At 33.3% G+C, this 24,985-nt stretch carries 19 protein-coding genes and 1 pseudogene; 9 read left to right on the top strand and 11 right to left on the bottom strand.

The genetic code is table 11. The annotated features are described in order from the left end of the window. Position 1: 1 nt before the first annotated feature. The 4 genes from ABD963_RS14930 to ABD963_RS14915 all read left to right on the top strand — a co-directional run bounded on the left by ABD963_RS14930 (position 2) and on the right by ABD963_RS14915 (position 4,706). Positions 2-922 (top strand): polyprenyl-phosphate transporter, encoded by a 921-nt coding sequence (locus tag ABD963_RS14930; RefSeq protein ID WP_345278210.1) that lies wholly within the window; start codon positions 2-4, stop codon positions 920-922. Next, complete coding sequence (locus ABD963_RS14925; RefSeq protein ID WP_345278208.1) at positions 922-1,938, top strand: DUF368 domain-containing protein; 1,017 nt, start codon at positions 922-924, stop codon at positions 1,936-1,938. Before ABD963_RS14930 ends, ABD963_RS14925 begins: the two co-directional genes overlap by 1 nt. Further along, positions 1,935-2,675: a shikimate dehydrogenase family protein gene (locus ABD963_RS14920; protein ID WP_345278206.1), complete on the top strand. Its 741-nt coding sequence runs from the start codon at positions 1,935-1,937 to the stop codon at positions 2,673-2,675. Before ABD963_RS14925 ends, ABD963_RS14920 begins: the two co-directional genes overlap by 4 nt. A 105-nt stretch (positions 2,676-2,780) precedes the next feature. Next, entirely contained in the window at positions 2,781-4,706 is a 1,926-nt protein-coding gene (locus tag ABD963_RS14915) for a DUF349 domain-containing protein (protein WP_345278204.1), read from the top strand. Positions 4,707-4,713: 7 nt separating this feature from the next. On the opposite strand, the gene ABD963_RS14910 is transcribed toward ABD963_RS14915, so the two are convergent. The 7 genes from ABD963_RS14910 to ABD963_RS14880 all read right to left on the bottom strand — a co-directional run bounded on the left by ABD963_RS14910 (position 4,714) and on the right by ABD963_RS14880 (position 16,625). Further along, a complete protein-coding gene (locus ABD963_RS14910) occupies positions 4,714-7,995 on the bottom strand; it encodes an Ig-like domain-containing protein (RefSeq protein WP_345278202.1) in 3,282 nt (1,093 codons plus the stop codon). 91 nt (positions 7,996-8,086) lie between these two features. Continuing rightward, complete coding sequence (mazG, locus tag ABD963_RS14905; protein WP_345278200.1) at positions 8,087-8,860, bottom strand: nucleoside triphosphate pyrophosphohydrolase; 774 nt, start codon at positions 8,858-8,860, stop codon at positions 8,087-8,089. A gap of 110 nt (positions 8,861-8,970) precedes the next feature. Continuing rightward, positions 8,971-11,241 (bottom strand): aconitate hydratase, encoded by a 2,271-nt coding sequence (locus ABD963_RS14900; RefSeq protein WP_345278199.1) that lies wholly within the window; start codon positions 11,239-11,241, stop codon positions 8,971-8,973. Between the two features lie 198 nt (positions 11,242-11,439). Further along, on the bottom strand, positions 11,440-12,393 hold the full coding sequence (locus tag ABD963_RS14895; RefSeq protein ID WP_345278197.1) for an AAA family ATPase: 954 nt from the start codon (positions 12,391-12,393) through the stop codon (positions 11,440-11,442). Between the two features lie 4 nt (positions 12,394-12,397). After that, entirely contained in the window at positions 12,398-13,852 is a 1,455-nt protein-coding gene (locus ABD963_RS14890; protein ID WP_425562816.1) for a peptidylprolyl isomerase, read from the bottom strand. Beyond that, entirely contained in the window at positions 13,815-14,669 is an 855-nt protein-coding gene (locus ABD963_RS14885) for a peptidyl-prolyl cis-trans isomerase (RefSeq protein WP_345278193.1), read from the bottom strand. The genes ABD963_RS14890 and ABD963_RS14885 overlap by 38 nt, the downstream gene beginning before the upstream one ends. Continuing rightward, positions 14,670-16,625: a peptidylprolyl isomerase gene (locus ABD963_RS14880; protein WP_345278191.1), complete on the bottom strand. Its 1,956-nt coding sequence runs from the start codon at positions 16,623-16,625 to the stop codon at positions 14,670-14,672. A 147-nt stretch (positions 16,626-16,772) separates the two neighbouring features. Here ABD963_RS14880 and ABD963_RS14875 point away from each other — a divergent pair, with 147 nt between their 5' ends. Next, on the top strand, positions 16,773-17,009 hold the full coding sequence (locus ABD963_RS14875; protein ID WP_345278189.1) for a hypothetical protein: 237 nt from the start codon (positions 16,773-16,775) through the stop codon (positions 17,007-17,009). A 167-nt stretch (positions 17,010-17,176) separates the two neighbouring features. Here the strand turns inward: ABD963_RS14875 and ABD963_RS14870 are convergent, their stop codons facing one another. Then, complete coding sequence (locus tag ABD963_RS14870) at positions 17,177-17,458, bottom strand: hypothetical protein (RefSeq protein WP_345278187.1); 282 nt, start codon at positions 17,456-17,458, stop codon at positions 17,177-17,179. A 42-nt stretch (positions 17,459-17,500) separates the two neighbouring features. After that, positions 17,501-18,088, bottom strand: a complete 588-nt coding sequence (gene folE, locus ABD963_RS14865; protein WP_345278185.1) for a GTP cyclohydrolase I FolE — start codon at positions 18,086-18,088, stop codon at positions 17,501-17,503. 129 nt (positions 18,089-18,217) lie between these two features. Between folE and ABD963_RS14860 the strand changes: the two genes are divergently transcribed. From ABD963_RS14860 to ABD963_RS14850, 3 genes and pseudogenes are all read left to right on the top strand, one after another. Beyond that, positions 18,218-18,880, top strand: a complete 663-nt coding sequence (locus ABD963_RS14860; protein WP_345278183.1) for an ABC transporter ATP-binding protein — start codon at positions 18,218-18,220, stop codon at positions 18,878-18,880. 163 nt (positions 18,881-19,043) lie between these two features. Then, entirely contained in the window at positions 19,044-19,439 is a 396-nt protein-coding gene (locus tag ABD963_RS14855; RefSeq protein WP_345278181.1) for a hypothetical protein, read from the top strand. A 66-nt stretch (positions 19,440-19,505) separates the two neighbouring features. Beyond that, a pseudogene (locus ABD963_RS14850) lies at positions 19,506-20,281 on the top strand (TIGR02757 family protein). 45 nt (positions 20,282-20,326) lie between these two features. Here the strand turns inward: ABD963_RS14850 and ABD963_RS14845 are convergent. Further along, positions 20,327-21,262 (bottom strand): toxin-antitoxin system YwqK family antitoxin, encoded by a 936-nt coding sequence (locus ABD963_RS14845; RefSeq protein ID WP_345278179.1) that lies wholly within the window; start codon positions 21,260-21,262, stop codon positions 20,327-20,329. 160 nt (positions 21,263-21,422) lie between these two features. On the opposite strand from ABD963_RS14845, the gene ABD963_RS14840 reads away from it, so the two are divergent. Further along, the gene (locus ABD963_RS14840) at positions 21,423-22,919 is read left to right on the top strand and encodes a S10 family peptidase (protein WP_345278177.1); all 1,497 of its coding nucleotides are present in this window, start codon (positions 21,423-21,425) and stop codon (positions 22,917-22,919) included. A gap of 74 nt (positions 22,920-22,993) precedes the next feature. Here the strand turns inward: ABD963_RS14840 and ABD963_RS14835 are convergent, their stop codons facing one another. Continuing rightward, positions 22,994-24,889: a M61 family metallopeptidase gene (locus tag ABD963_RS14835; RefSeq protein ID WP_345278175.1), complete on the bottom strand. Its 1,896-nt coding sequence runs from the start codon at positions 24,887-24,889 to the stop codon at positions 22,994-22,996. Between the last annotated feature and the right edge of the window lie 96 nt (positions 24,890-24,985).

The following is a 24,985-nucleotide window of genomic DNA, read 5'->3' as shown; positions in this document are numbered from 1 at the left end:
TATGCAAAGACGTTTAATCGATTATTTAATAATTTCACTCAAAGGAATAGCCATGGGTGCAGCTGATGCTGTTCCAGGTGTTTCAGGTGGAACTATTGCCTTTATTTCAGGCATTTATGAAGAGCTCATAAACACAATTAGCAATGTGAATATTGCTCTAGTTAAAATCCTTTTAAGCAAGGGTTTTATGGCTTTCTGGAAACAATTAAACGGTAATTTTATAGTAGCTCTTTTAACTGGAATCATTATAAGTTTTGTTTCCTTTATGAAACTTGCGAAATATTTATTGGAAAATCACCCCGTGTTAATCTGGTCGTTCTTTTTCGGACTCATATTGGCTAGTATCTATTTTGTTGCAAAACAAATTACTAAATGGAATTTAGCAACCATTTTTACCTTAATAATAGGAACTGTTATAGCCTTTTATCTCAGTAAATTGCCATCTTTAGCTGCTAATGACAATCCTTGGTTTTTATTTTTAGCAGGTGCCATTGCTATTTGTGCCATGATATTACCAGGCATTTCAGGCTCTTTTATTTTGATTATTTTAGGTGCATACAAAACATTAAGTGATGCTATACATGATTTTGATTTTAAAAAAATCATCGTTTTTGCTGGAGGGGCCCTTGTTGGTCTTCTGAGTTTTAGCCATGTTTTAAAATGGCTTTTTAAAAATTATCACAATGCAACGTTGGCCTTATTAACAGGTTTTATTTTTGGTTCTTTGAACAAAGTTTGGCCATGGAAAAAAACATTGACATGGCATATAGACTCAAAAGGAATAAAATATCCATTGCTGCAAGAGAGTGTCTCACCATTCAATTTTGGTGATAATAATCAAATTCTATTTGCAATATTTTTAATGGTTTTTGGTTTTTTAACTATTTTCATACTGGAAAAAATAGGTTCTAAAAAACAGTAATGGAAAGTACCAGAACACTTACAGATAAAATTTTTCTAATCCTTAAGGGTTTAGGCATGGGTGCTGCTAACAAAGTACCCGGAGTTTCTGGTGGTGTAGTAGCCTTTGTTGCTGGCTTTTATGAAGAGTTTATTTATTCACTTAAAAAAGTGAATAGAAAAGCATTTAAATTGCTTTTTAATGGTAGGTTTAAAAGTTTTTACAGATACATTAATGGTAAATTTTTGGGTCTTCTTTTTTTCGGGATGATTGTAAGTTACTTTAGTATTTCTAAAATTCTTGATTATCTCATTAAATATTACGAACTCTATGTTTGGAGCGTGTTTTTTGGAATGATTATTGGTTCCATTTATTATATAAACAAAGATTTTAGAGATTGGAATTACAAAACCTACACCTCCTTAATTATAGGTATTCTAATGGGTGTTGGTATAAGTTTTTTAAATCCCGCTAAGGAAAATGACCATTTATTATTTGTTTTTTTCTGTGGAATAATTAGCGTTTCTGGTATGACGCTTCCCGGGTTCTCAGGATCCTTCATTCTTATTCTTTTAGGTAATTATGTGCTGCTTTTGGTAGATTCTGTAAATGCCTTGTTTGATACATTTTCAAATATTATTAGTGGCGACTTTAATTTCATTAATAACCCATATCGAATTAGAATGTTAAAGGTTTTGGGAGTATTTACTTTAGGCTCTGTAACAGGTTTGGTAACGTTTTCGCATATTTTAAGTTATATACTTAAACACTACAAAAGCATTACTCTTTCTGCAATTATAGGTTTTATTATTGGCTCCCTTGGAGTTGTTTGGCCATGGAAAAAAACCATTTATAAAATAAATGACCAAGGTGCATACCTATTGGATTCTACAGGGGAAAAAATTATCCAAAATTACCAAAGGTATTTACCGACTTTAAATACGGAAACTTATTATGCCATTGCTTACATTTTCCTAGGAATTGCAATTGTTTTAGCACTGGAATGGTACGGACAAAAAACTAGAAAGCAAAAATGAATAAATTAGGTCTTTTAGGTAAAAATATATCCTATTCGTTCTCAAGAACATATTTTAAAAAGAAATTTAATAATGAGAATATTATGGATACAACCTACGAAAATTTTGATATTGACAATATCGATTTATTTACATCTATAGTAAAAAACACCAAAGATTTAAAGGGCTTAAACGTTACCATTCCATATAAAGAAGCGGTGATGCCTTTTCTTGATAAAATAAATAAAAAAGCCAAAGAAATTGGTGCTGTTAACACCATCAAAATAACCAAAAAAGGCAATTTAGTTGGTTATAATACAGATTGTTACGGATTTAAAAAATCACTTAAACCGTTTTTAAAACCGCATCATAAAAAAGCTTTGATTTTGGGTACTGGCGGCGCTAGTAAAGCTATTGCTTATAGCTTAAAAGAACTTGGTATTTCTTATCATTATGTTTCTAGAAAACTATCAAATAACGTTACTTTTTCTTATGATACACTAACCGAAAACGATATAAATAATCACCAAATTATAATCAATTGTACGCCACTGGGTACATTTCCAAACGTCAATGATAGCCCCAATATTCCTTATGAAGCGATAAATGAAAACCATATCCTTTTCGATTTAATTTATAATCCTGATGAAACCTTGTTTTTAAAGCAAGGAAAGAAAAATAAAGCCATCACCATAAACGGATTGAACATGCTTAAATTTCAAGCAGAAAAGGCGTGGTCTATTTGGAATTTACATTGAAACTTCCAACATAATTATTAAAACCTATTTTAAGACTTTGTAAATACTGTACTTGTTAGTATCTTTAATGTCAAAAGAATTGCACGAACCCTAACATTTTTTAAAATGTCTGATATTAATAAACTAACTGAAACTGGAGGATTACATGAGGATAGTCCTAAAGAAACGTCTTTGGAATCAAATAAAAACAAACAAGTTGAGGAAACAGCAACGCCTATTTTATCAACTGATGATCATGATGAAGTCTTGAATGAGATAGAGGAATCCAATGCGGAAGACGCTGAAGATGAAGGTAATAAAGACAGACATAAAATTGAAGTAAAAGAATACGATTCCATGTCTTTGGAGGCCTTAGCTATTGAGTTGGAAAAACTTATTAAGAACGAAAAAGTACAGGCTATTAGGTCACATGTACATAGCATAAACACTGAATTCAAGACTAAATTCCAAGCTTTACTAGATGAAAAGAAAGAAGATTTTTTAAATGATGGAGGTAACGAAATTGATTTTTATTACTCCTCTCCTATTCAAAAAAGATTCAAAGAAGCTTACAGGGAATACAGAAAAAAATTAAATGACCATTATCAAAATTTAGAAAAAAACCTTAAACAAAATCTAGCCGATAAACTCGAAATTATTGAGGAACTAAAAGGTTTGATAAACGTTGAAGAAAACATCAACACTACTTATAAGCACTTTAAGGAACTACAAGAGCGCTGGCGTAATACCGGCCCAATTCCAAGGGATAAGTACAATAATGCTTGGAACAGCTACCACCACCATGTTGAGATGTTTTATGATTTTTTACATTTAAACAGAGATTTACGCGATTTAGACTTTAAACATAATTTAGAGAAAAAATTATTGATTATTGAGCGTGCGGAAGAGCTTGCCAAAGATGATGATGTCATGCGTGCTTTTAGGGAATTACAAGAGTTGCACAAAATGTGGAAAGAGGAACTAGGACCTGTTGGAAAAGAACATCGCGAGGAAATTTGGCAACGTTTTAAAACAGCAACAAAAACAATCAATGATAAAAGACAAGTATACTACCAAGAGATAGATAAGATTTACGAGAAAAATCTTGATAAAAAGCTTGAAATCATTGCGAAAATAGATGCCATTACAGCTCAAGAAAATAAATCGCACGGTGGTTTACAAAACAAGATAAAAGAAGTTGAGACCTTAAGGGAAGCTTTTTTCAATGCTGGTAAAGTACCTTTAAAAGTGAATGAAGATACTTGGGCAAAATTTAAGGACTCCGTAAGGAGGTTCAATAGAAAAAAGAATGCGTTTTATAAGGAACTCAAAAAAGACCAATACAACAATCTTCAGAAAAAGTTAGATTTAATAAAAATTGCTGAAGATAATAAAGACAGTGATGATTTTGAAGTTACGACGCCTTTGATGAAAAAAATTCAAAGCGATTGGAAGAAAATTGGGCATGTTCCCAGAAAAGACAGCGATAAAATTTGGAAACGTTTTAAAACAGCATGTAATTACTATTTTGACAGAATACATGCCAATAAAAATGCTGCAAATAAAGAGTTTATTGAAGCCTTTAATAAAAAAAATGAGTTGCTAGACACTTTAAAAGAATTAAAACTAAAAGGTTCTAAAGAAAGTAATATTGAACTTATCAAAGGATACATTTCACAATGGCAAGATATTGGAAGAGTTCCAAATGATAAACGATACATTGAAGGTAAGTTTCAAAAAACAATTGATAGTTTGTTAACGAGTTTGGATATGGAGAAAAATGAAGTGGAGATGATTAAGTTTGAGAATAAATTAGACACCTTAAATGCCGCTGATGATAATAGAGATTTAGATAACGAACGAACTTTTATCAGTAAAAAAATAAGTGAAGTGAAAAGTCAAATCAATCAGTTGGAAAATAATTTACAGTTTTTCACTAATGTTGATGATGATAATCCACTTGTGAAAGAAGTTCATAATAATATAAAAGCCCACAAAGAATCTTTAAAACTTTGGAAAAGCAAACTCAAAAAAATCAAGGATTTATATTAAATACAGCTTATCTAACTAAACTAAAGTGCCCTTTGTAGGTTCTTATGTTTCCTGTACTTTCAACCAATTCCGCTACAAACCAATAATCCGAATTTGGTAACTCTTTACCATTAAAAGTCCCATCCCAAGCACCGTTTATGGCATTTATTTGTCTTATTAATTTTCCATACCTATCAAAAACAGTCACTTTTGATGCATTGGTGAAATCGGTTCCTAAACCTTTTATAGCCCAAAAATCGTTCGTTCCATCCCCATTGGGTGTGAAATACTTAGGAAATCCTAGAATAAAAACTTCTAGGAATACTATACCACAACCATTTTTGTCTCTTACATAAATAATATGTGAACCAGCTCCTACTTTATCAAAATAAGTTTGACTTCTATAAGGCCCGTCAATATTATCCAGTGAGAATTCATAATCTCCAATTCCTAAATTATTATTCTCATTATTGATGGTGATACTATTATTATCGGAGAGTTCGACAATGGTTATGTCATCTAAATCAATGCTCGCAACAGCAGACTCAACAACCGAAAATATCACTGGAAATGAATCGCAACCAAAACCTGAGGTGGCTATAACAGTATATTCTCCACCTGAAATAACTTCAGCAAATGCCATGTCACTAACAACATCACCATTAGTGTTAACCCATTGGTATGTAAAATTCCCATTCGGGTTAAAAGTAGTTAGTGTAATGGGATTGTTATCCAAACAATAAATCTCAGAATTATCTACCTCAAACTCAGGTCTGGGATAAACTGTTAAAAGCAAATGCGGACCAATGCCAAAACAATCACCATTATCATCGCTTTCAACACGCACAAATAAAGTTTGTGAAAAAGGGGTGGTACTCATGTAATTTTCAGTTTGAAGAATTTCATTTTGCTCCAATTGGGCGTCATTTAAAGTTTCAAAATAATGAACACTTAAATTTTGGCCCGATGGGAATTGTGCCAGAAAATCATCAGAAACCTGGGTTAAATCAAAAACATGCAAGCCATCAATGGTATCGTCATCATCACAAGTATCCAATTCTTGAAGAAAACCTTGAGGGAATGATGTAGTTGAAACCTCTAAATTTATAGTTGAAATTCTGAAACATCCAGCACTGTTTTCAACTCGAGCATAAACCGTATTTGAAGTTTGATTATTATAAATTGATGAAATTTCATTAGTGCCAAAATTAGCATCAACTTCAGATAAATAATAAGTTATTGTGATACCAGAGCTGTTGATATTGGAAATAATGTCGTTAGCCTCAGTTAAATTAAAATCGGTAATACCATCTGCAAAACCATCTTCGTCACAATTCTTAAAAACAATTGAATTTTGTATTTGAGGTAATTCATTTACCTGAATATTAAAAAAAGTATCTGTATAACAAAAGTTATTGAAAATATTAGTGATTCGAACATAAATGGTTTGTCCACCTACGATAGTATTAATAAATTCATTTGATGGCGTAGAAATAGGGTTGGAATATCCTGCATCTGTAAAGTAATTAAATGAAAAATCAGCATCAGATTTTCCATTCAATAAAATAGATTCATTAGTTGTTAAATCAAAAGTTGTGAATCCATTAGTATCATCGCCGTCCAAGGATGAGTCGCATTCGAATAAATTTAGAATTGTTGAGACATCTGGTAAAACAACAGTTTGGTGTATGGTAACATTAACGGGGGTTCTGTCAATACTTTCGCAACCATCAATGGTTTGGGAAACATAATAGGTCTGAGAAGTCAATAAATCTGAACTATTAGCGGGAACACCTCCAGAACTTGTTAAATACCATAATAATGTATTTCCAGCAGCTGAAAGATTTGCAATAGTAGCTTGTTCAATATCACAAAAGTCTTGGTTTGAATTAGCTGTTGGTAATGGTGTTTTTTGTACGATTAATGAAACAGGGGTTCTTGAAGCACTTGTGCAACCATTTACTGAAGCCTCTGCATAATAGGTCGTCGTGTTATTTAGAATGGGCGTGGTAAAAGAGTTACCCGTAAATATTGAGGTACCACCAATTGGTGAATTATACCAATTAATTTCTCCAGTAGAAGTAGTCGCTAATAAAGTTCCAGAGCCAAATTCACAAACCAAATCCCCTGAAACAGATTCAATACTTGGTAATGGTGTAACGGTAGCAGTAACTGGCACCCTTTGTCCTTCTAAACAACCATTTACCGATGCTAGAACATAATAGGTAGTGGTTGAATTTATGATAGGTGTTGTAAAAACTGTACCACTAAATAATGCTGTTGTACTTGATATTGAATCAAACCATAGTACATCGCCCTCTGACGCTGTTGCCTCTAAAGTAACACTACCAATACCACATATACTGGCAGGAGTAGTATCAATAATGGAATAAACAAATAAATTTGAACTTGCCGATATATTTAAAACGGGGTCTCCAGGTGAACCACCATACTCTACAATGTAACCTTTTGGCTGATAAGGCCCAAATGCTTCACCCGCATTTGGTAAATCGTTCCAAGCACCTCTATTTCCGATTGATGGATCTGTTATATGAACATAATCCTCATCTCTAAACTGATTAGGTTCTCCAATGTTCCAATTCGCATAATTAGGTGTTGAACCGTTACTTAAACCATTCCAAAAAATAGTGCCAGCTTCAGGGCCTGTAACCCATTTCCAAACGCCTTCCGTTTCAGCATCACTTCCTCCTATCCAACCGGCGCCAGCAGCTTGTTCTCCTGACAATTGAGCTTCTTCAGCCGATGTAATAGTTGCTAAATACCCTTGTAAACCAAAATAGGTGCGGCTAGCAGCAGCTATTCTAGCTGACGTCCAGGTAATTCCCAAATTAGGAACATATTCATAATAATGATCTGTAGAAGGCAGGTAATTAGCATCTCCAATAGTTATAGAAAAACCTTTATCGATAGGAAAATTGCTTGTACTTTCAAAAACAACATTTTTAGTAGCTGCGATTAAATCGATATAACTAACTGGATTAGATCCCAAACCAAAGAGTGTAAGCTTCCCTTGCTCTACATTCCAAGAAGTTAATATGTTTGGATGTAAACCAGTTAATATAAGGTTATCTTCTCCCTGAATGTATCCTTTAGAAATTTGGATATATAATGCCTCTATTTCTGTATCATCAGGATCCGTAATATTAAAATCGGTAACAATATTTATTTGACTTTTAGGACAATAAGTTTGATTACCGGAAGCTGTTAATACGGGTGCTTCATTTTGTGCCAAACAAGAAATTCCTAGAAAAAAAAATATTATATATGTGAACTCTATTTTTTTGAACATTGAAAGCAATTCATTAAAAAAACTGATAATTTTAGATTTAGCAAATCTATCCTGCGTTAAAGACAAAAAACACTATAAAAACATCAAAGCTCTAAAGCATTTTCGCTTCCTCCCAAAATACATCCATTTCGGCTAAGGTCATATCTTTTAAAGGCTTATTTAAACTCTTAGCCTTATTTTCTAGGTATTGAAATCGTTTTGAAAATTTTTTATTGGTTCTTTCTAAAGCATTTTCTGGGTTTATATTCAAAAAACGGGCATAATTCACCATCGAAAACATGACATCTCCAAACTCACTTTCCATTTTGTCTTGGTTGCCAGATTGCACTTCGGCTTTAAATTCATTTAATTCTTCCTCAACCTTTTCCCAAACTTGATGGGGTGCTTCCCAATCAAAACCAACACCTGCTACTTTCTCTTGAATTCTATTGGCTTTTACCAAAGCAGGTAAACTCTTAGGTACGCCTTCCAAAACACTGTTTTTACCCTCTTTAAGTTTTAAGTTTTCCCAATTACGTTTCACATCTTCTTCATTATCAACTTTCACGTCTCCATAAATATGTGGATGTCTGCCTATCAACTTGTCACAAATACCATTACATACATCGGCGATATCAAAATCGTTGGTCTCACTTCCTATTTTGGCATAAAAAACGATATGCAGAAGCACATCACCCAATTCTTTTTTAATCTCTTGCAAATCATGATCTAAAATAGCATCACCTAGTTCATAAGTTTCTTCGATGGTCAGGTGGCGTAAGGTTTCCATGGTTTGTTTTTTATCCCATGGACACTGAGCCCGAAGTTCATCCATAATAGTCAATAAACGGTCAAAAGCCTGTAGTTGATTTGCTCTGGAGTTCATAGTACGTGTTTTGGTAAAAATACAATTATATATTGTTTTTATTAACGACTGAAAAACAAAAAATCCAGCAAAATAAGCTGGATTTTTCAGTTTATACTATATATCATCTACTACGATGCATTTTGTATTTTGATTAAGTTTAAAGCAGAACCTGCATTAAACCATTCAATTTGAGCTGCATTGTACGTATGATTCAATTTAACAATATCTTTTGACCCATCTTCATGAATGACTTCTACAGATAAAGGTTTTTCTGGAGCAAATTCATTTAAATCCAAGAAATTGAAGGTATCATCTTCTTTGATTAAATCGTAGTCATTTTCATTAGCAAATGTAAGTGCCAACATACCTTGCTTTTTAAGGTTTGTTTCATGTATACGGGCAAAAGACTTCACTATAACCGCAGCTACACCTAAATGTCTTGGCTGCATAGCAGCATGCTCACGAGAAGAACCCTCACCATAATTATGATCTCCTACAACAATTGATTTAATACCAGCTTTTTTATATTCCCTTTGTACATCTGGAACGCCACCATAATCACCTGTTAATTGATTTTTAACAAAGTTCGTTTTCTCGTTAAAAGCATTTACTGCTCCAATTAAAGTATTATTGGCAATATTATCTAAATGTCCCCTAAAACGTAACCATGGCCCAGCCATAGAAATATGATCGGTTGTACACTTACCTTGAGCTTTAATTAATAGTTTAGCTCCTTTGATGGTGTTTCCAATAGGTTCAAAAGGGGTTAATAACTGTAATCTTTCTGAATCCTCAGCTACTTTAACCTTAACATGACTTCCATCTGCCTCAGGTGCTAAATAACCATTATCTTTTACATCAAAACCTTTAGGCGGTAATTCCCAACCTGTTGGCTCATCTAGCATCACTTCTTGTCCCTTTTCATTGATCAACTTATCCGTCATCGGGTTAAAATCCAAACGACCAGCAATAGCTATAGCTGCAGTAATTTCAGGAGATGCCACAAAGGCATGTGTATTAGGATTACCATCTGCGCGTTTGGCGAAATTTCTATTGAAGGAATGCACAATGCTATTTTTAGGGGCATTTTTTGGGTCACTATAACGTGCCCATTGACCGATACATGGGCCACACGCATTTGTGAATATTTTAGCATCTAATTTTTCAAATATGCCTAAAATACCATCTCTTTCAGCAGTATAACGGACTTGCTCCGACCCTGGATTTATACCAAGCTCCGCTTTCATTTTTAATCCTTTATCTAAAGCTTGTTGAGCAATAGATGATGCTCTTGATAAGTCCTCATAAGAAGAGTTTGTACAAGACCCTATTAAACCCCATTCAACTTTTACTGGCCAATCATTAACTTTAGCCTTTTCAGTCATTTCACTACCTACAGTGGTTGATAAATCAGGAGTGAATGGCCCGTTCAGGAGAGGCCCTAATTCTGATAAATTAATATCAATTACTTGATCAAAAAACTGCTCAGGATTTGCATATACCTCAGCATCCGCAGTTAAATACTCTTTAATATTGTTGGCTGCATCGGCAACGTCGGCGCGGTCGGTTGAACGTAAATAACGCTCCATGGATTCATCATAACCGAATGTAGAAGTTGTTGCACCTATTTCAGCACCCATATTACAAATAGTACCTTTACCTGTACAAGACATTGCTGTTGCACCCGGTCCAAAATATTCAACAATGGCTCCAGTCCCACCTTTTACAGTAAGGATTTCAGCTACTTTTAAAATCACATCTTTTGGAGCTGTCCATCCAGATAATTTTCCGGTTAATCTAACTCCTATTAATTTTGGGAATTTTAGTTCCCAAGCCATACCTGCCATTACATCAACCGCATCAGCGCCACCAACACCTATGGCAACCATACCCAAACCACCAGCGTTAACTGTGTGCGAGTCGGTACCAATCATCATACCTCCTGGAAATGCATAATTTTCCAAAACAACTTGGTGAATAATTCCAGCACCCGGTTTCCAGAAACCAATGCCATATTTATTTGAAACTGATTCTAAAAAATTAAATACCTCACTACTGACACTATTAGCATGTTTTAAATCGGCTGTTGCACCATCTTTGGCCTGGATTAAGTGATCACAATGTACTGTAGTTGGAACAGCCACTTTGGTTTTTCCAGCTTGCATAAACTGCAATAAAGCCATTTGAGCTGTGGCATCTTGACATGCAATTCTATCTGGTGCAAAATCTACATAATCTTTTCCCCTAACAAAAGCTTTTGTAGGATTACCATCCCATAAATGTGAATATAAAATCTTTTCTGAAAGGGTTAAAGGTTTACCCACAATATCGCGTGCTTTATCCACGCGCTCTGCCATTTTGGTGTAAACACCTTTTATCATATCGATGTCAAATGCCATAAAATATATTTTTAATTTGGTTTTTTAAAAAGTAATGCAAAATTACGAAAATAATATAAAGTTATTAAATAAACCATGTATTATAGCTGGCTTCTATATTAAATTATTATAGTGCCATTATAATTTAATATGATTTACTTTTTGGTAGTATTTTTTATTGAAAATGATGATTTGTTAACTTTCCAAATGAAAAGTGAATTAAAATAAACTCTTAATGACTTGTTCTTCTGAAATACCCTCGGCTTCTGCTTTGTAGTTTTTAATGATTCGGTGTCTTAAAATACTATATGCAACTGCCTGAACATTCTCAATATCTGGAGAAAATTTGCCATTGATAGCAGCATGTGTTTTTGCAGCCAAAATTAAATTTTGTGAAGCTCTGGGTCCTGCTCCCCAATCAATGTAAGTTTTAACTAAATCTGAAGCTGTATCAGAATTTGGTCTTGTTTTTCCAACCATAGAAACGGCATACTCAATGACATTATCAGCGACAGGAATTCGACGAATTAAATGCTGAAAATCCATAATTTGTTGTGCTGAAAATAGCGCATTAATTTTGGCTTGGGTATCCGTAGTTGTTGATTTAACCACCTGCACTTCTTCTTTAAAAGAAGGATAATCCAAATTAATGGCAAACATAAAACGGTCTAATTGAGCTTCAGGCAAAGGATAAGTTCCTTCTTGCTCAATGGGGTTTTGAGTTGCCAATACAAAATAAGGCAAACTTAACTTGTAATGATGTCCAGCAACCGTAACAGCACGTTCCTGCATGGCTTCCAATAAAGCTGCTTGGGTTTTTGGTGGCGTTCTGTTTATCTCATCTGCCAAAATAATATTAGCGAAAATAGGGCCTTTTATAAATTTAAAATGACGGTCTTCGTCTAAAATTTCGCTTCCCAAAATATCACTTGGCATTAAATCTGGTGTGAACTGGATGCGTTTAAAATCCAAACCAAGAGCCTGTGCTATCGTATTTACCATTAAGGTTTTAGCTAAACCTGGAACCCCAATGAGTAATGAATGCCCTCCTGAAAAAATAGAGATTAGAATTTGGTTAACAACCTCTTCTTGACCAATAATAACTTTGGCTATTTCGGTTTTTAAATCTTTATATTGCTTAACAAATTGCTTTAGGGCAGTAACATCCGACATATACTTACTTTTTTAGCCAATTACTGGAAAACTTACAATCTCTATATTCACCACCAATTTTAATGTAAGTGTCCAATATTTTTTCCTCTTGCCATTTTTCTATGGCTCTAATTCTTTTTTCTTGAAGCGCCAATTCTTTTATTTTTAAGAAATCGCGCGCATAATCTGCTTCATGATCATCAACTCTATCCGTAACGGTTAAAATTTTGAACTTAATGTTTCCCATTCTGTCTTGCTCACTTAACACTAAACTTACTTCACCGTCTTTTAAGTCTTGAATTTGAGCATACAGTTCGGGGTCCATTTTAGTTAACTCAAAATTATAATCCTGCGTTGTAGGGTTTATCAATTGTCCTCCATCATTTTTGGTTTCTTTTTCGTCACTGGCTTCTTTGGCAGCGTCAGCAAATGATATATCGCCATCAACTATGCGCTTTCTTACTTTTTCAAGACGTTGTTTAGCTTCATTTATTGCGTCAGAAGACACTTTTGGTCTCAACAATATATGTGATACATCATATTCTTGTCCTCTAATTTTTTCCAAATAGATTATGTGAAACCCAAATTCAGTTTCAAAAGGTTCAGACACTTCACCTTCTTGCATAGCGAAAGCTACTTGTCTAAATTCCTTAACCATTTGTGGTTTCTTCCTATTCATAGTTGGGAGTTTTCCTCCTCTACTTGCCGAGCCAGGATCATCAGAATACAATACTGCTTTTGAACGGAAACTGGCTCCGTTTTCTATGATATCTGCTTTAAACTGTTTTAATCGATCTATTATTTTTTGTTTTTCTTCTTCTGATATTTTAGGTTCTGCAACTATTTGAGCTACTTTTAATTCGGTACCAAACCTTGGTCTTTCCTCTTTTGGTATTTTATTGAAAAACGTTCTAACTTCTTCCGGCGTTATTTCAACTTCTTCAACAATCTTTGATTGCATCTTTTGACTTAACTGTTGAGATTTAATTATTTCAAACATGTCATCTCGCAAACTCTTTTCATCATCTTTTTTGTAATATTCCAAAAGACGTTCCATAGAACCGTTTAACTGAGGTAAAAATTGTTCAATCGTATAGTTAACTTGACCTCTTATTTCAGCATCAGATACCTGTATACTATCTTGGATGGCATGATGTGCATATAGTTTGTTCTCTAACAGTTTTCCAAATAATTCACAATCTGAAATATCCTTAGTGTCGTAACCCCCAGCTTCCAACTGTAATCTTTCTTTAGACACATCGGATTCTAAAACAATGTAATCTCCTACTACAGCGGAGACACCATCCACCTTTATAGCATTTTTTGAATGGGTAGTATCAACTTTTTTAGCAACTTCTTCTTTTAATTCGTCTTCAATAATCTCTTGGGCAGAAATAATATTAACAGAAAGTGCAATGAATAAAAGTAATAGATATTTCAATTTAGTTATAAATTTCAAATTGTTTATTTTTAATGGCATCTTTAGTAATGTCTTTTTCTAATTGTCTAATAAGTTCGAGTTTGCGTTTGTTAACAACTATTTGGTCGATAGTCGGCTTTACATACTCTAGGGGCGCGGTATCGTTTCTAAACAAAACATCATTAACTTGCATCAAATATACTCCTAATGAATCTTTGAGTTGTACAAAATTAGTTTTTTTTAACAGTTGATTTTTATTTTCGGGAGTTACTACAGGAATTTTACTTATTACTTGGGTTAATTTTATCCAAATGGAGTCATTTAACGAAAAGGACTTAAATTGAATTGAGATAGAATCCAATATTTTTTTATCCTCTTGGTTAAACCGTTTAAAGCGCTCTTGAATTTTCTTATAATCAATAATATTTTCATCTACATGAATGTATCTAAATTTCAGAAGTTCCTCATTCAACTTGAAAATATCTTTATTGTTGTTGTAATATACCTCAGCTTCCTCTTTATTTACCAGCGTATCTATACTGCGTTTCACAAGAGCTTCCAAATAAGCTTTTGCATATAAATCATTCTTGTATTGAACTACCAATTTATTGAAAGACTGCTGTTTTTCATCACTTAAGTTCAATACAGCACCATCTACCAGTAGTTGTTGGGTTGCCCATCGATTAATGAAATTTTGAACCAATAAGGTGCTATCTTCTTTTGAGGTGCCTTCAGGAACCAAATCTTTAATATCGTCTGCATACAAATAAGATTGGTTAACTCTGGCAACCGCTGTTCCCACGGTAGTCGTTTTAAACATATCACAAGAGGTAACCACTAATGCCAATAAGAATATTATTATGGTTTTATTTTGCACTTACTGATTTTTAATTTGACTTTTCACATTTTTTAAAACCTCTTGGTTAATAACAACTGGATACTTTTCACTTAACTGTTTCAACCAGTTTTCTTCCTTAAAAGTTTGATAATCACTAATAATGCTTCCTTTTGCTTCTTCAAACGTTTTTTGGGACTCTGGAAAAATATCTTTTACTTGAATCAACACATAGCTATTGTTGTGGTGATAAATTTTTGAAAGGCCTTTCTTAAATTCGAATTCTTTAGGAATGGACTGGTGATTCTCTTCCAAAATACCTTGCGTGAATACTACGTCAATTTTATCATTGCCGTTAACTAATTTTTTGATTTGATCTAGAGCCATATTCTGCTCTAACAACTTAGTAACCTTTTTTAGTGTTTTTTGTTTTGCTGAGGATGCTACGACAGCCTCTATCCGTTTAGGTAAAACATAGTTACTTTTATGATTGTTATAATACTCTTGGATACCTATTGAATCTGTTTTAGCCGCATTCCAAATAGTAGATTCCATGAGTTCAAAAAGTAATAAGCCATCTCTATATTCGGCAACAATATGAGCAAAATCCTCATTTTCATCTTCTAAATTATCTTCATGATAAGCTATTAAATAATCATTTAAAAACAATTGATATTTATTGGAAATAATAGATTGATAACTTCCTTTAGGTATAGGATTACGTTGTGTTTTTAGTAAATAATCCCCAAAATCCCTATATGATAATTGCTTGTTTCCTATTTTAATTAGCGGTTTTTCACTGGTAAAATCATTGGGTAATTGCCATGTATTATTAAAATAATCATCATTTAAAATAGATTCAAAATAACCTAAAGCTAATTGCTTGTCATCAATATTATAGTACTTTTTTAATTTATTAACCAAAGCTTCGTCTATGAGTTTAGATCGGTCATCACGCTTTACCTTCTCAACCAATTCTGGTTTAATATCCTTAAATTCGGGAATTGGCTTTTTATCATATAACTTAATAATATGCCATCCATAATTGGTTTTAAAAGGTTTGGATATATCACCAATATTTTCCAGTCCAAAAGCAACATCCTCAAATTCTTGAACGCTTATTTGACCACCAGAAAACGGCGATAACATACCACCTCTTGGTGCAGAGTTCCTGTCTTCAGAAAATTGTTTTGCCAAGGATTCAAAATCTTCACCTTGATTTAGTTTTTTATACAATTCTTGAATTCTAACTTCCGGTTTTTCAGCCAATGAATCGCTTTTATTATTAAGTAACATAATGTGTGCTACGGTGCGTTCACCTCTTGATTTTCGTTTATCCAATACGTTTAAAATATGGTAGCCAAAACGGGTTCTAAAAGGTTGAGATATCTCACCAACTTTAGTTTTAAAAGCTACATTTTCAAATTTATAAACCATTTTAAAACCTGAAAAATACCCCAATTTTTCTCCATAAATGGTTTGCCCATTATGTACTTCATCCCTAACTTTTTCAAAACCTTCATTTTTAGCTCTTTCACGTAATTTCATTATTTGGTTATACGCTGCCAGCGTGTCTTCTGGGCTAGCATCTTCTGATAATTTAATGAGAATATGACTTGCGTTCACGTCGTATGAGATACGCTCATAAGCCTCCTCAACCAAAGCATCTGTAACCTTTGTATCTTTCATAAAACTATTGGCTAGCTGCTTTTTGTAATTGGAAAGTTCTCGCAGATATGATGGCTTTTCATTTAAACCTAAAGCCTTAGCTTCCTTTAACTTCAATTTATAATTGGTGAAAAGTTTTAAATACTCGTCAACATCTTTTTGCGATTCGTCTTGAACTAAATCTAAATTTTTGTTATAAACCCTCAAAAATTCAGAGGTGTAAACGGGTTCACCATCAACAGAAAAAAGCACCTCTTTGGAATTTGATTGTGCCGTAACCTTTAACAATAAAAAAGTTGCAAATAAAAAAGCAAAATATCTAAACTTCATGGAATTAAAATTTATAAAACGGATACAAAAATACTAATATATACCTATTACACAAGTCCATTTAAAACGGATAAAGAAAGCAAATATTATTTTATTAATGGTTACTTTTAGCATTGTTTTAAGTAAATGATTAAAAATAAAAAATAGATGCGAAAACTTAAATTGATTTGGGATTTTTATGGCCCCAATGCCAGCAAAACAGCACAACACCACGAAACCCATTTGAAAGAGTATATAAAACTAGAAAAATTAAATATCTCTATTACGGGTTTTGAAACTTTAAGCGAAGTACACACCATAGCTTATTTAGTAGTTGATGAAACCGATATGAAGCCAATTAGAGATGCTTTAAAACCGCATCGAGGACAGGTTTACTCTATTTAACTATAAGTATATTTATTTTGCCATGGAGTAACATTTTGCTGTATTGGTTTGTAGTAACACACAAATTATTTAAGGATTTTGTATGCTTACAGATAAAATCATTTTCACCAAAGACGAAATTTAATTTGACATGTATCTAAGGCATTGCATAAAAAAGTAAATAAATTTCATCTTGGGCTTTGGCTTATTTTTTCTCTCTTAAAAATATAAGTATAAAGCCACATGAGTGTAAAGGTGGGTATTACATCAAAACCAGGTAAGGCTTCTTCTACAAAGGCAACGACCCCCGCTATTTTGCCGGCTTTTCCTTTGTAAAGCTTCGTCATTAACCAACCAGAAAGTGGCGCCCAAACAATATCGGAAAATTCACCAATACCTGGTATAATGAAAGACACATATCCCATGGCATCTAACACTACGCCAATTATTAATTTTTTGTATTTGTTCATTTACTATTTTTAAACAACCTAAGGCAATAAATATACCAAAGCTTATTTTCCAATAAGTTTTAAAAATTCGTTTCTGGTTTCAATTTTTTCAAATTGCCCTCTAAAACCAGATGTCGTTGTAATGGAATTTTGTTTTTGCACACCACGCATCATCATGCACATGTGTGATGCTTCTATCACTACAGCTACTCCTTGGGGTTTTAAAGTATCATTGATACAATCTAAAATTTGTTCGGTTAATCGTTCTTGTACTTGCAGTCGCCTGGCAAAAACATCAACAATTCTGGGAAGTTTACTCAAACCTACTATATATCCATTAGGTATGTAAGCTATGTGAGCTTTTCCAAAAAAAGGTAAAATATGGTGCTCGCAAAGCGAATAAAGTTCAATATCTTTTACAATCACCATTTCATTATATGATTCCTTAAACATAGCCCCTTTGAGGATTTCAACAGGATCTTGATGGTATCCTTGGGTTAAAAATTGCATGGCTTTTGCAGCCCGTTCAGGGGTTTTTAATAGACCCTCACGCTTCGTGTCCTCTCCCAAATCATTAATTATATTTTGATAACGTTCTTTAACATCATCGGTTACCTGCATGTTGTATTCTTCAAAACTTTTGTAAGGCATGTTAAATTTCCTTTTTATGTGATTTTTAGTTAATTAAATATAACCCTAAATATGTATTTAACAATAAATTCGATACTTAATTGTGCATCACATCTTAAAGTAGTAAATTCACCCTGTTATTTTTTTCAGATGATTCAAGCTAAAAACATTCATAAATATTACGGGAATTTACAGGTTTTAAAGGGTGTGAATATCCATATTGAAAAAGGTGAAATTGTTTCCATAGTTGGAGCATCGGGTGCAGGAAAAACAACACTTTTACAAATTTTAGGCACTTTAGATAAAGCTACTTCTTCAGAGGGACTTCAGTTGATTATTAACAATACTCAAATAAATTCTTTAAACGACAAATCATTAGCAAAATTTAGAAACGAGCATATTGGATTTATTTTTCAGTTTCATCAATTGTTGCCAGAATTTACATCTTTAGAAAATGTTTGCTTACCTGCTTTTATTAAAGGCACAAAAAAAATTGAAGCCGAAAAACGCGCCAAAGAACTATTGGATTTTTTAGGACTCTCCGCCCGTTACCACCACAAACCAAGTGAACTTTCAGGTGGCGAACAGCAACGAGTTGCAGTAGCTAGGGCACTTATTAATAACCCCGATTTAATTTTTGCCGATGAACCTTCAGGAAATTTGGATAGTGAATCTGCTGAAAATTTGCATAACCTCTTTTTCAAGTTAAGAGATGAGTTTGGACAAACTTTTGTAATTGTAACTCATAATGAGGAACTCGCTAACATGGCAGACCGGAAACTAACTATGGTTGATGGTAAAATAATAAGCTAAACACTCTAAAATTAAAATTATTATCTTCTTAATAATTAGGTTGTTATATTTTTTTGTAAATTTAGAATAGACTTAAACTAACAACTAAACTTCTCTTATTATGAAATTTTTAACCACCACCTGCTTAGTCGCCTTTATTCTTTTGTCATGTAAAAATGATCAAATGCTAAAAAACAAAGAAACAACCATTAACAATCCTAGTCTCGAAGGTGTATGGCAAATGGTAGGGTACTACAACTACCAAGACAATGAAATAATCGACTCGTTTATGAGTAGCGATAACTATAAACAAATAAAAATTTATACACCTACCAAAGTGATGTGGAGTAGATTAAACAAATTGGACTCTACAGATTGGTTTGGTTATGGCGATTATAAAATTACCGATAGCACACTCACAGAAACTATAGTTTATGGTTCTAACTCCATGAATAAAGCCATTGAAAGAAGTAATATTTTTAATTTTGAATTAATACTGAATGACAGTACATACAATCAAATTGAACTTGATGAAAATGGCGATCGTATTTTATCAGAAAATTATATTAGGATAGAATAGATTTAACATAAGCTTACTATTCTTAGTAATTAGTAGTTCTTACATTTGTTGGATAAAACACAATCATTGTCCTATAAATTAAGTAACTCAGAATTAAAAGATTTCCTCGATATAAAGGTCGAACAATACAACAATATAAAGTTTATTGAAAGCGACCCTATACAGATTCCACATACTTTTTCATTAAAGGAAGATATCGAAATTTCTGGTTTTTTAACCGCTACTATCGCTTGGGGAAACCGTAAAAGCATCATCAATAATGCCAGCATACTGATGCATTTACTTGATAATGCTCCTTTTGATTTTGTTTTGAACCATCAAGAAACCGACCTAAAAAAGCTTAAACCCTTTGTTCACCGAACATTCAATGGAGATGATAGTATTCAGTTTATAAAATCGCTTCAGCATATTTACAAAAATCACAACGGTTTAGAAGCTGTTTTTTCAAAACATGCCAACAAAGAGTCCATGCAAAAGGCCATTTCAGAATTTAAATCTATTTTTTTGAACCTGAACATTTACAACGCACACTAAAACATATAAGTGATCCTCTTAAAAATTCGGCTGCAAAACGCATCAATATGATGCTTAGATGGTTTGTGAGAAAAGATCATTGTGGTGTAGACTTTGGCATATGGAACACCCTCTCGCCCAGCCAATTGTCTTGTCCTTTGGATGTGCACTCTGGTAATGTGGCTCGTAAATTAGGTTTACTAAATAGAAAACAAAATGATGCCAAAGCATTAATGGAGCTAGATAAATCCTTACGAAAACTCGATAAACACGACCCTGTAAAATATGATTTTGCATTATTTGGTTTAGGAGTTTTTGAGGGATTTTAAGAAACTTTAACTATCCAAAAAAATTATTCTAAGAAAATCAAGTATCTAGTTTTCAAATATTTCTGTATTAATTAATTCTCCATTTTCATCATAAAATTTCCATTCTCCAATTTCTTTTGCTTCATTTAAAAATCCACGTATCTTTCGTTTTCCGTTTTTATGATATACCAACATTTCCCCATTTTCTTTTCCATCTTTATAATAAACCTTAACATGTAACTGACCTTCATCATAATAACTTTCAAAAAGACCGTCTTTTTTTCCTTTAATATACTCACCACTACTCTCTAAATTACCATTGTCATAATATTCTTTCCATAATCCATCTCTCAAACCATCGATATATAATCCTTTACTTTTTAATTGATTATTGTCATAAAACTCTTTCCATATGCCATTTCTATTTTCTTGAATAAAATTTTCCTTATTTTTTATGGAACCATTTTTATTCAAGGCTTCAATAGATTCATTGTGCGCATCCTCAATTAAATTAAGATGTTTTGAAATTTCATTATTAACTGACATGTTATTATATTCTTTTGAAATATAAGCTTTTTGTTCCTCTGAGTAACCCTGAATGGAATTAATTGGCTCATTGATATTATTTTGATTAATCGATTGATTCATGGGGAGATTCATATTATTACCTGAAATATCCATAACTATGTCAGTTACAAATGCGCCCGCTAAAAAAACATCTCCTAAACCTGATGCTTTTGGCATTACTAGATCATCATTAATCGTAACCCAACCCAAATTATCAGGTTTACCTTTTGATACCAAAATATATATCTTTGCTTTATTCTTTTTATTATATCGAACCACTCTCCCAGAAACTAAAATTGAATCTGCTTTAAAATAAATTAAATTATTTATCTCTAATACATCTTTATAATTGATATCATTTCGATGTTCCTCCATTTTAATTTGCCCGAAACTCATGAGAGGTATTAATAAAATTACAATTGATAGTTTTTGCATGTATAAGATATTATAAATAATCTTCAAGGTAAGTATTTATATTTGTAACATTGGGTAATTTTAAAAATGTTATCTCCACATTTTCTTTATGAGATACCTTAAGAATTATTTAAGACATTTTTATACTTTCTTATCTTACCTTTAGCTCAAAAATTTCAAAATGAAAAATTGTTTTACATTACTTTTGTTAATTTCTACTACCATTCTTTTTTCACAAAAAAGACAACTTCCCATAGATACTATGGTTATTACCCAACATAATACCACTATAAAAGGAGTTAGTTTTTCATACACAGCCACCACTGGAACACAACCTGTTTGGGGTGAAAATAATGAACCCATAGCAACTTTGTACTACACCTATTATGAGCGAGATAATATTAAAGACAAACCTAGGAGGCCTTTAATTATTTCCTTTAACGGTGGACCAGGTTCTGCCTCTGTTTGGATGCATATTGCCTACACGGGCCCAAAAATTTTAAATATTGATGAAGAGGGCTATCCCATTCAGCCTTATGGAATAAAAAATAACCCACACTCCATACTTGATGTCGCAGATATTGTTTATGTAAACCCTGTAAATACTGCTTATTCGAGAATGATTGAAGATAAAGAGGGGAAGTTGCCAAAACGCGAAACCTTTTTTGGAATCAATGCCGATATTAAATACTTAGCAGAATGGATTAATACCTTTGTAACAAGAAAAAATAGGTGGGAATCTCCTAAATATATTATTGGTGAAAGTTATGGTGGGACTCGCGTGATGGGATTAGCCAAAGAGCTTCAAAATAGCCAGTGGATGTACTTAAACGGCGTGATTATGGTGTCCCCGGCCGATTATAAATTATATAACACCTTACAACCTGTGTATTCTGCTTTAAACTTACCTTATTTTACTGCCGCTGCTTGGTATCAGAAAGTGCTTTCACCCGAATTACAGCAAAAGGATTTATTGGATATTTTGCCGGAGGTAGAAGAATACACCATCAATACCGTGATGCCTGCTATTGCCAAAGGTGGTTTTATTTCAGAGAATGAAAAACAGGATGTAGCAGAAAAAATGAGCTACTACTCTGGGTTATCAAAAAAATCTATTTTACAGCATAATTTGGATGTGCCAACATCTTTTTTTTGGAAAGAATTGCTGCGCGATGAAACAGGACAAATCATAGGTAGATTAGACTCTAGATATTTAGGTATTGACAAAAGGGAAGCAGGATCTAGTCCAGATTACAATCCAGAAATGACCACTTGGAACCACGCCTTTACACCTGCCATAAATTATTACATTAGAGAGCATCTTAATTTTAAAACTGATTTAAAATATAACATGTTTGGTCCTGTAAACCCTTGGGACCGACAAAACGATAATACAAGAGAAAATCTGCGTCAAGCCATGGCACAAAACCCTTATTTAAAGGTGTTGATTCAATCCGGATATTATGATGGGGCCACTACCTACTTTGCAGCGAAATATACCATGTGGCAAGTGGACCCGAGCGGAAAAATGAAAGATCGTTTTACCTTTAAAGGCTACAGAAGTGGGCATATGATGTACTTGCGAAAAGAGGATTTGAAATCAGCTAACGATGATATACGCGAGTTTATAAAAAACTCGTCATCGCAAGGAAGGGCTGCTAAGTATGAAAAGAATTAATTTGAATAAACTTTTCAATTAACAAAAAGACTGGTATTGCCAGTCTTTTTGTTTTTACTTAATACTAATAAATCTTATCCTTTTAACCAAGCTTGACGCAACGCTTTTTGGGCATTGGTAGCATCGGCTTTTTCCATAATTCCTTCACCTTTAGTATAGGTTGGTGTGACCGCAGTTTTTATAGCTACTTCTTCGGTATTCCTTTCTAATGTTACTTCCACCTCTTGCCCTGGTTTCCAGCTAAATATTTTTTGCAATAATTGGTTAGCGTTTTGTAATGTTAGTGCTTCTCCATCAATGGTTTTAATCACATCATTTGGTTGTGCTCCATTTTCAACCCAAAAACTATTTTGCAATACCAAGTCAGTAAAAAAAATGGTTCCCTTTTGTGGATCGCCACTAACTATGGGCATTCCATTCATTAAAATATAATTGGTTTCAACTTTACCTTCCCCAATCTCTAAACCTACTTTGTTAAAAAATTCGTTATAATCAATAGGAATATCACCAACTACATGTGTGTTTAAAAACTCGCCAACGGATGGATAAGTCATCGCGGTTATTTCTTCGATAAGTTTATCATCCTCAAACGGCTTATTTTTTCCGTATCTGTTTGATAGTTCTTTCATTAAAGATAAAATGCCTCTATTTCCATTGCTTTCCTCACGCATTAAAATATCGATGCACATTCCTATTAATGCACCTTTTTGGTATACATTTAAATACTCATCTTTATAAGGTTCTTTTAATACATTTTCACTCATTATGGTAAAACTCATGGCATCGTTCATACGCTTAGACCCCTGAATTTTATCCATAATTTTATTATAAAAGTCCTGCTCGATTACCAAATCCTGATCTACTTGAAAAAGAGTTGCGAAATATTCTGTAACGCCTTCATACATCCATAAATGCTTTGAGAACGTTGGATTGTTATAATCGAAATAATGCACATCCTCAGAATGCACGCTTAGCGGGGTTACGATATGAAAAAACTCATGAGAAACCACATCAATCATGCTTTCCTCCAACGCAATTTTATCCATAGCTTCTGGTAGCACTACAACGGTTGATGTATGATGCTCTAAAGCTCCAAAACCTTTAGGGGAGTCTTCTTTCCCTTCGGATAGGTATAAATAAATATCATAACGTGGTGTTGAGTTGATATCTCCCAAATAAGCCTTTTGTGCTTGCATCATTTTAAAAACCGTTTCCTTTAAAGACTGTGCAGAATGCAGTTTATTTGGTGAGTATACACTTAAAACTATTTTAATATCGCCCACTTGAAATTCTTCAACATCCAAATCGCCATACATCATAGGGTTATCGGTAATGTCGAAATATCGTGGAGCAAAATAACTTGTTGTTATGGTTTTGCCATCGTCACTGATTTTTGAACTTACATTTTGTAAAGCAGAAGTGCGAACAAAATCAGCATCAGCTGTAACATCCAGTTTATATTGATTGTTTTTTAAAGAATCGAAATACCCTATAAACCCATGTAAATTCAATACATAATTTGTTGGTTCAATATTGGTTCCAGATGGTGAAAAAGGTTGCTCCTCGCCTATGCCACCTTGTTCTTCAATATCAAACGTATCGTTTACCAAATAGGTGACTTTGTCCAATTGTTTTGCATTGGCAATCGTCCAAGAATTCGTATCTACCTTGTTTACTGGCATTTCGTTTCCGTTGTAATCATAAGCTTTAAAATCGTCTACATATTTACCAAAATCGCTTACGGAATAAGTTCCCTGTACTACTCTTGGCAGTCTGTAAGTGACCGTTTCAATTGCAAAACGCCCCGGGTTAATAGTCACTGGCGCTTTATCATTGGTTACTTTAGTTAAATCAATGGACGTTTCAATAGGCAAGGCTGTTGCTAAATCGTTACTGCTGTTTTTTGTGGAACCACAGCTAGCCAACAACATACTTATTATTAATAGGGTAGAAAAAAATCTAGTATTCATCTATGTTTTTTTAAGTTTTAAAAGTGACGTCGAAAATACTATTATGTTACTTGTTATACTATTAATTTTTTGTTAAAAACAGTAATTATGTATATT

The sequence above is a fragment of the Litoribaculum gwangyangense genome (genome assembly GCF_039543505.1).
Lineage (GTDB): Bacteria > Bacteroidota > Bacteroidia > Flavobacteriales > Flavobacteriaceae > Litoribaculum > Litoribaculum gwangyangense.
This window is presented reverse-complemented; position numbering and strand designations above follow the sequence as displayed.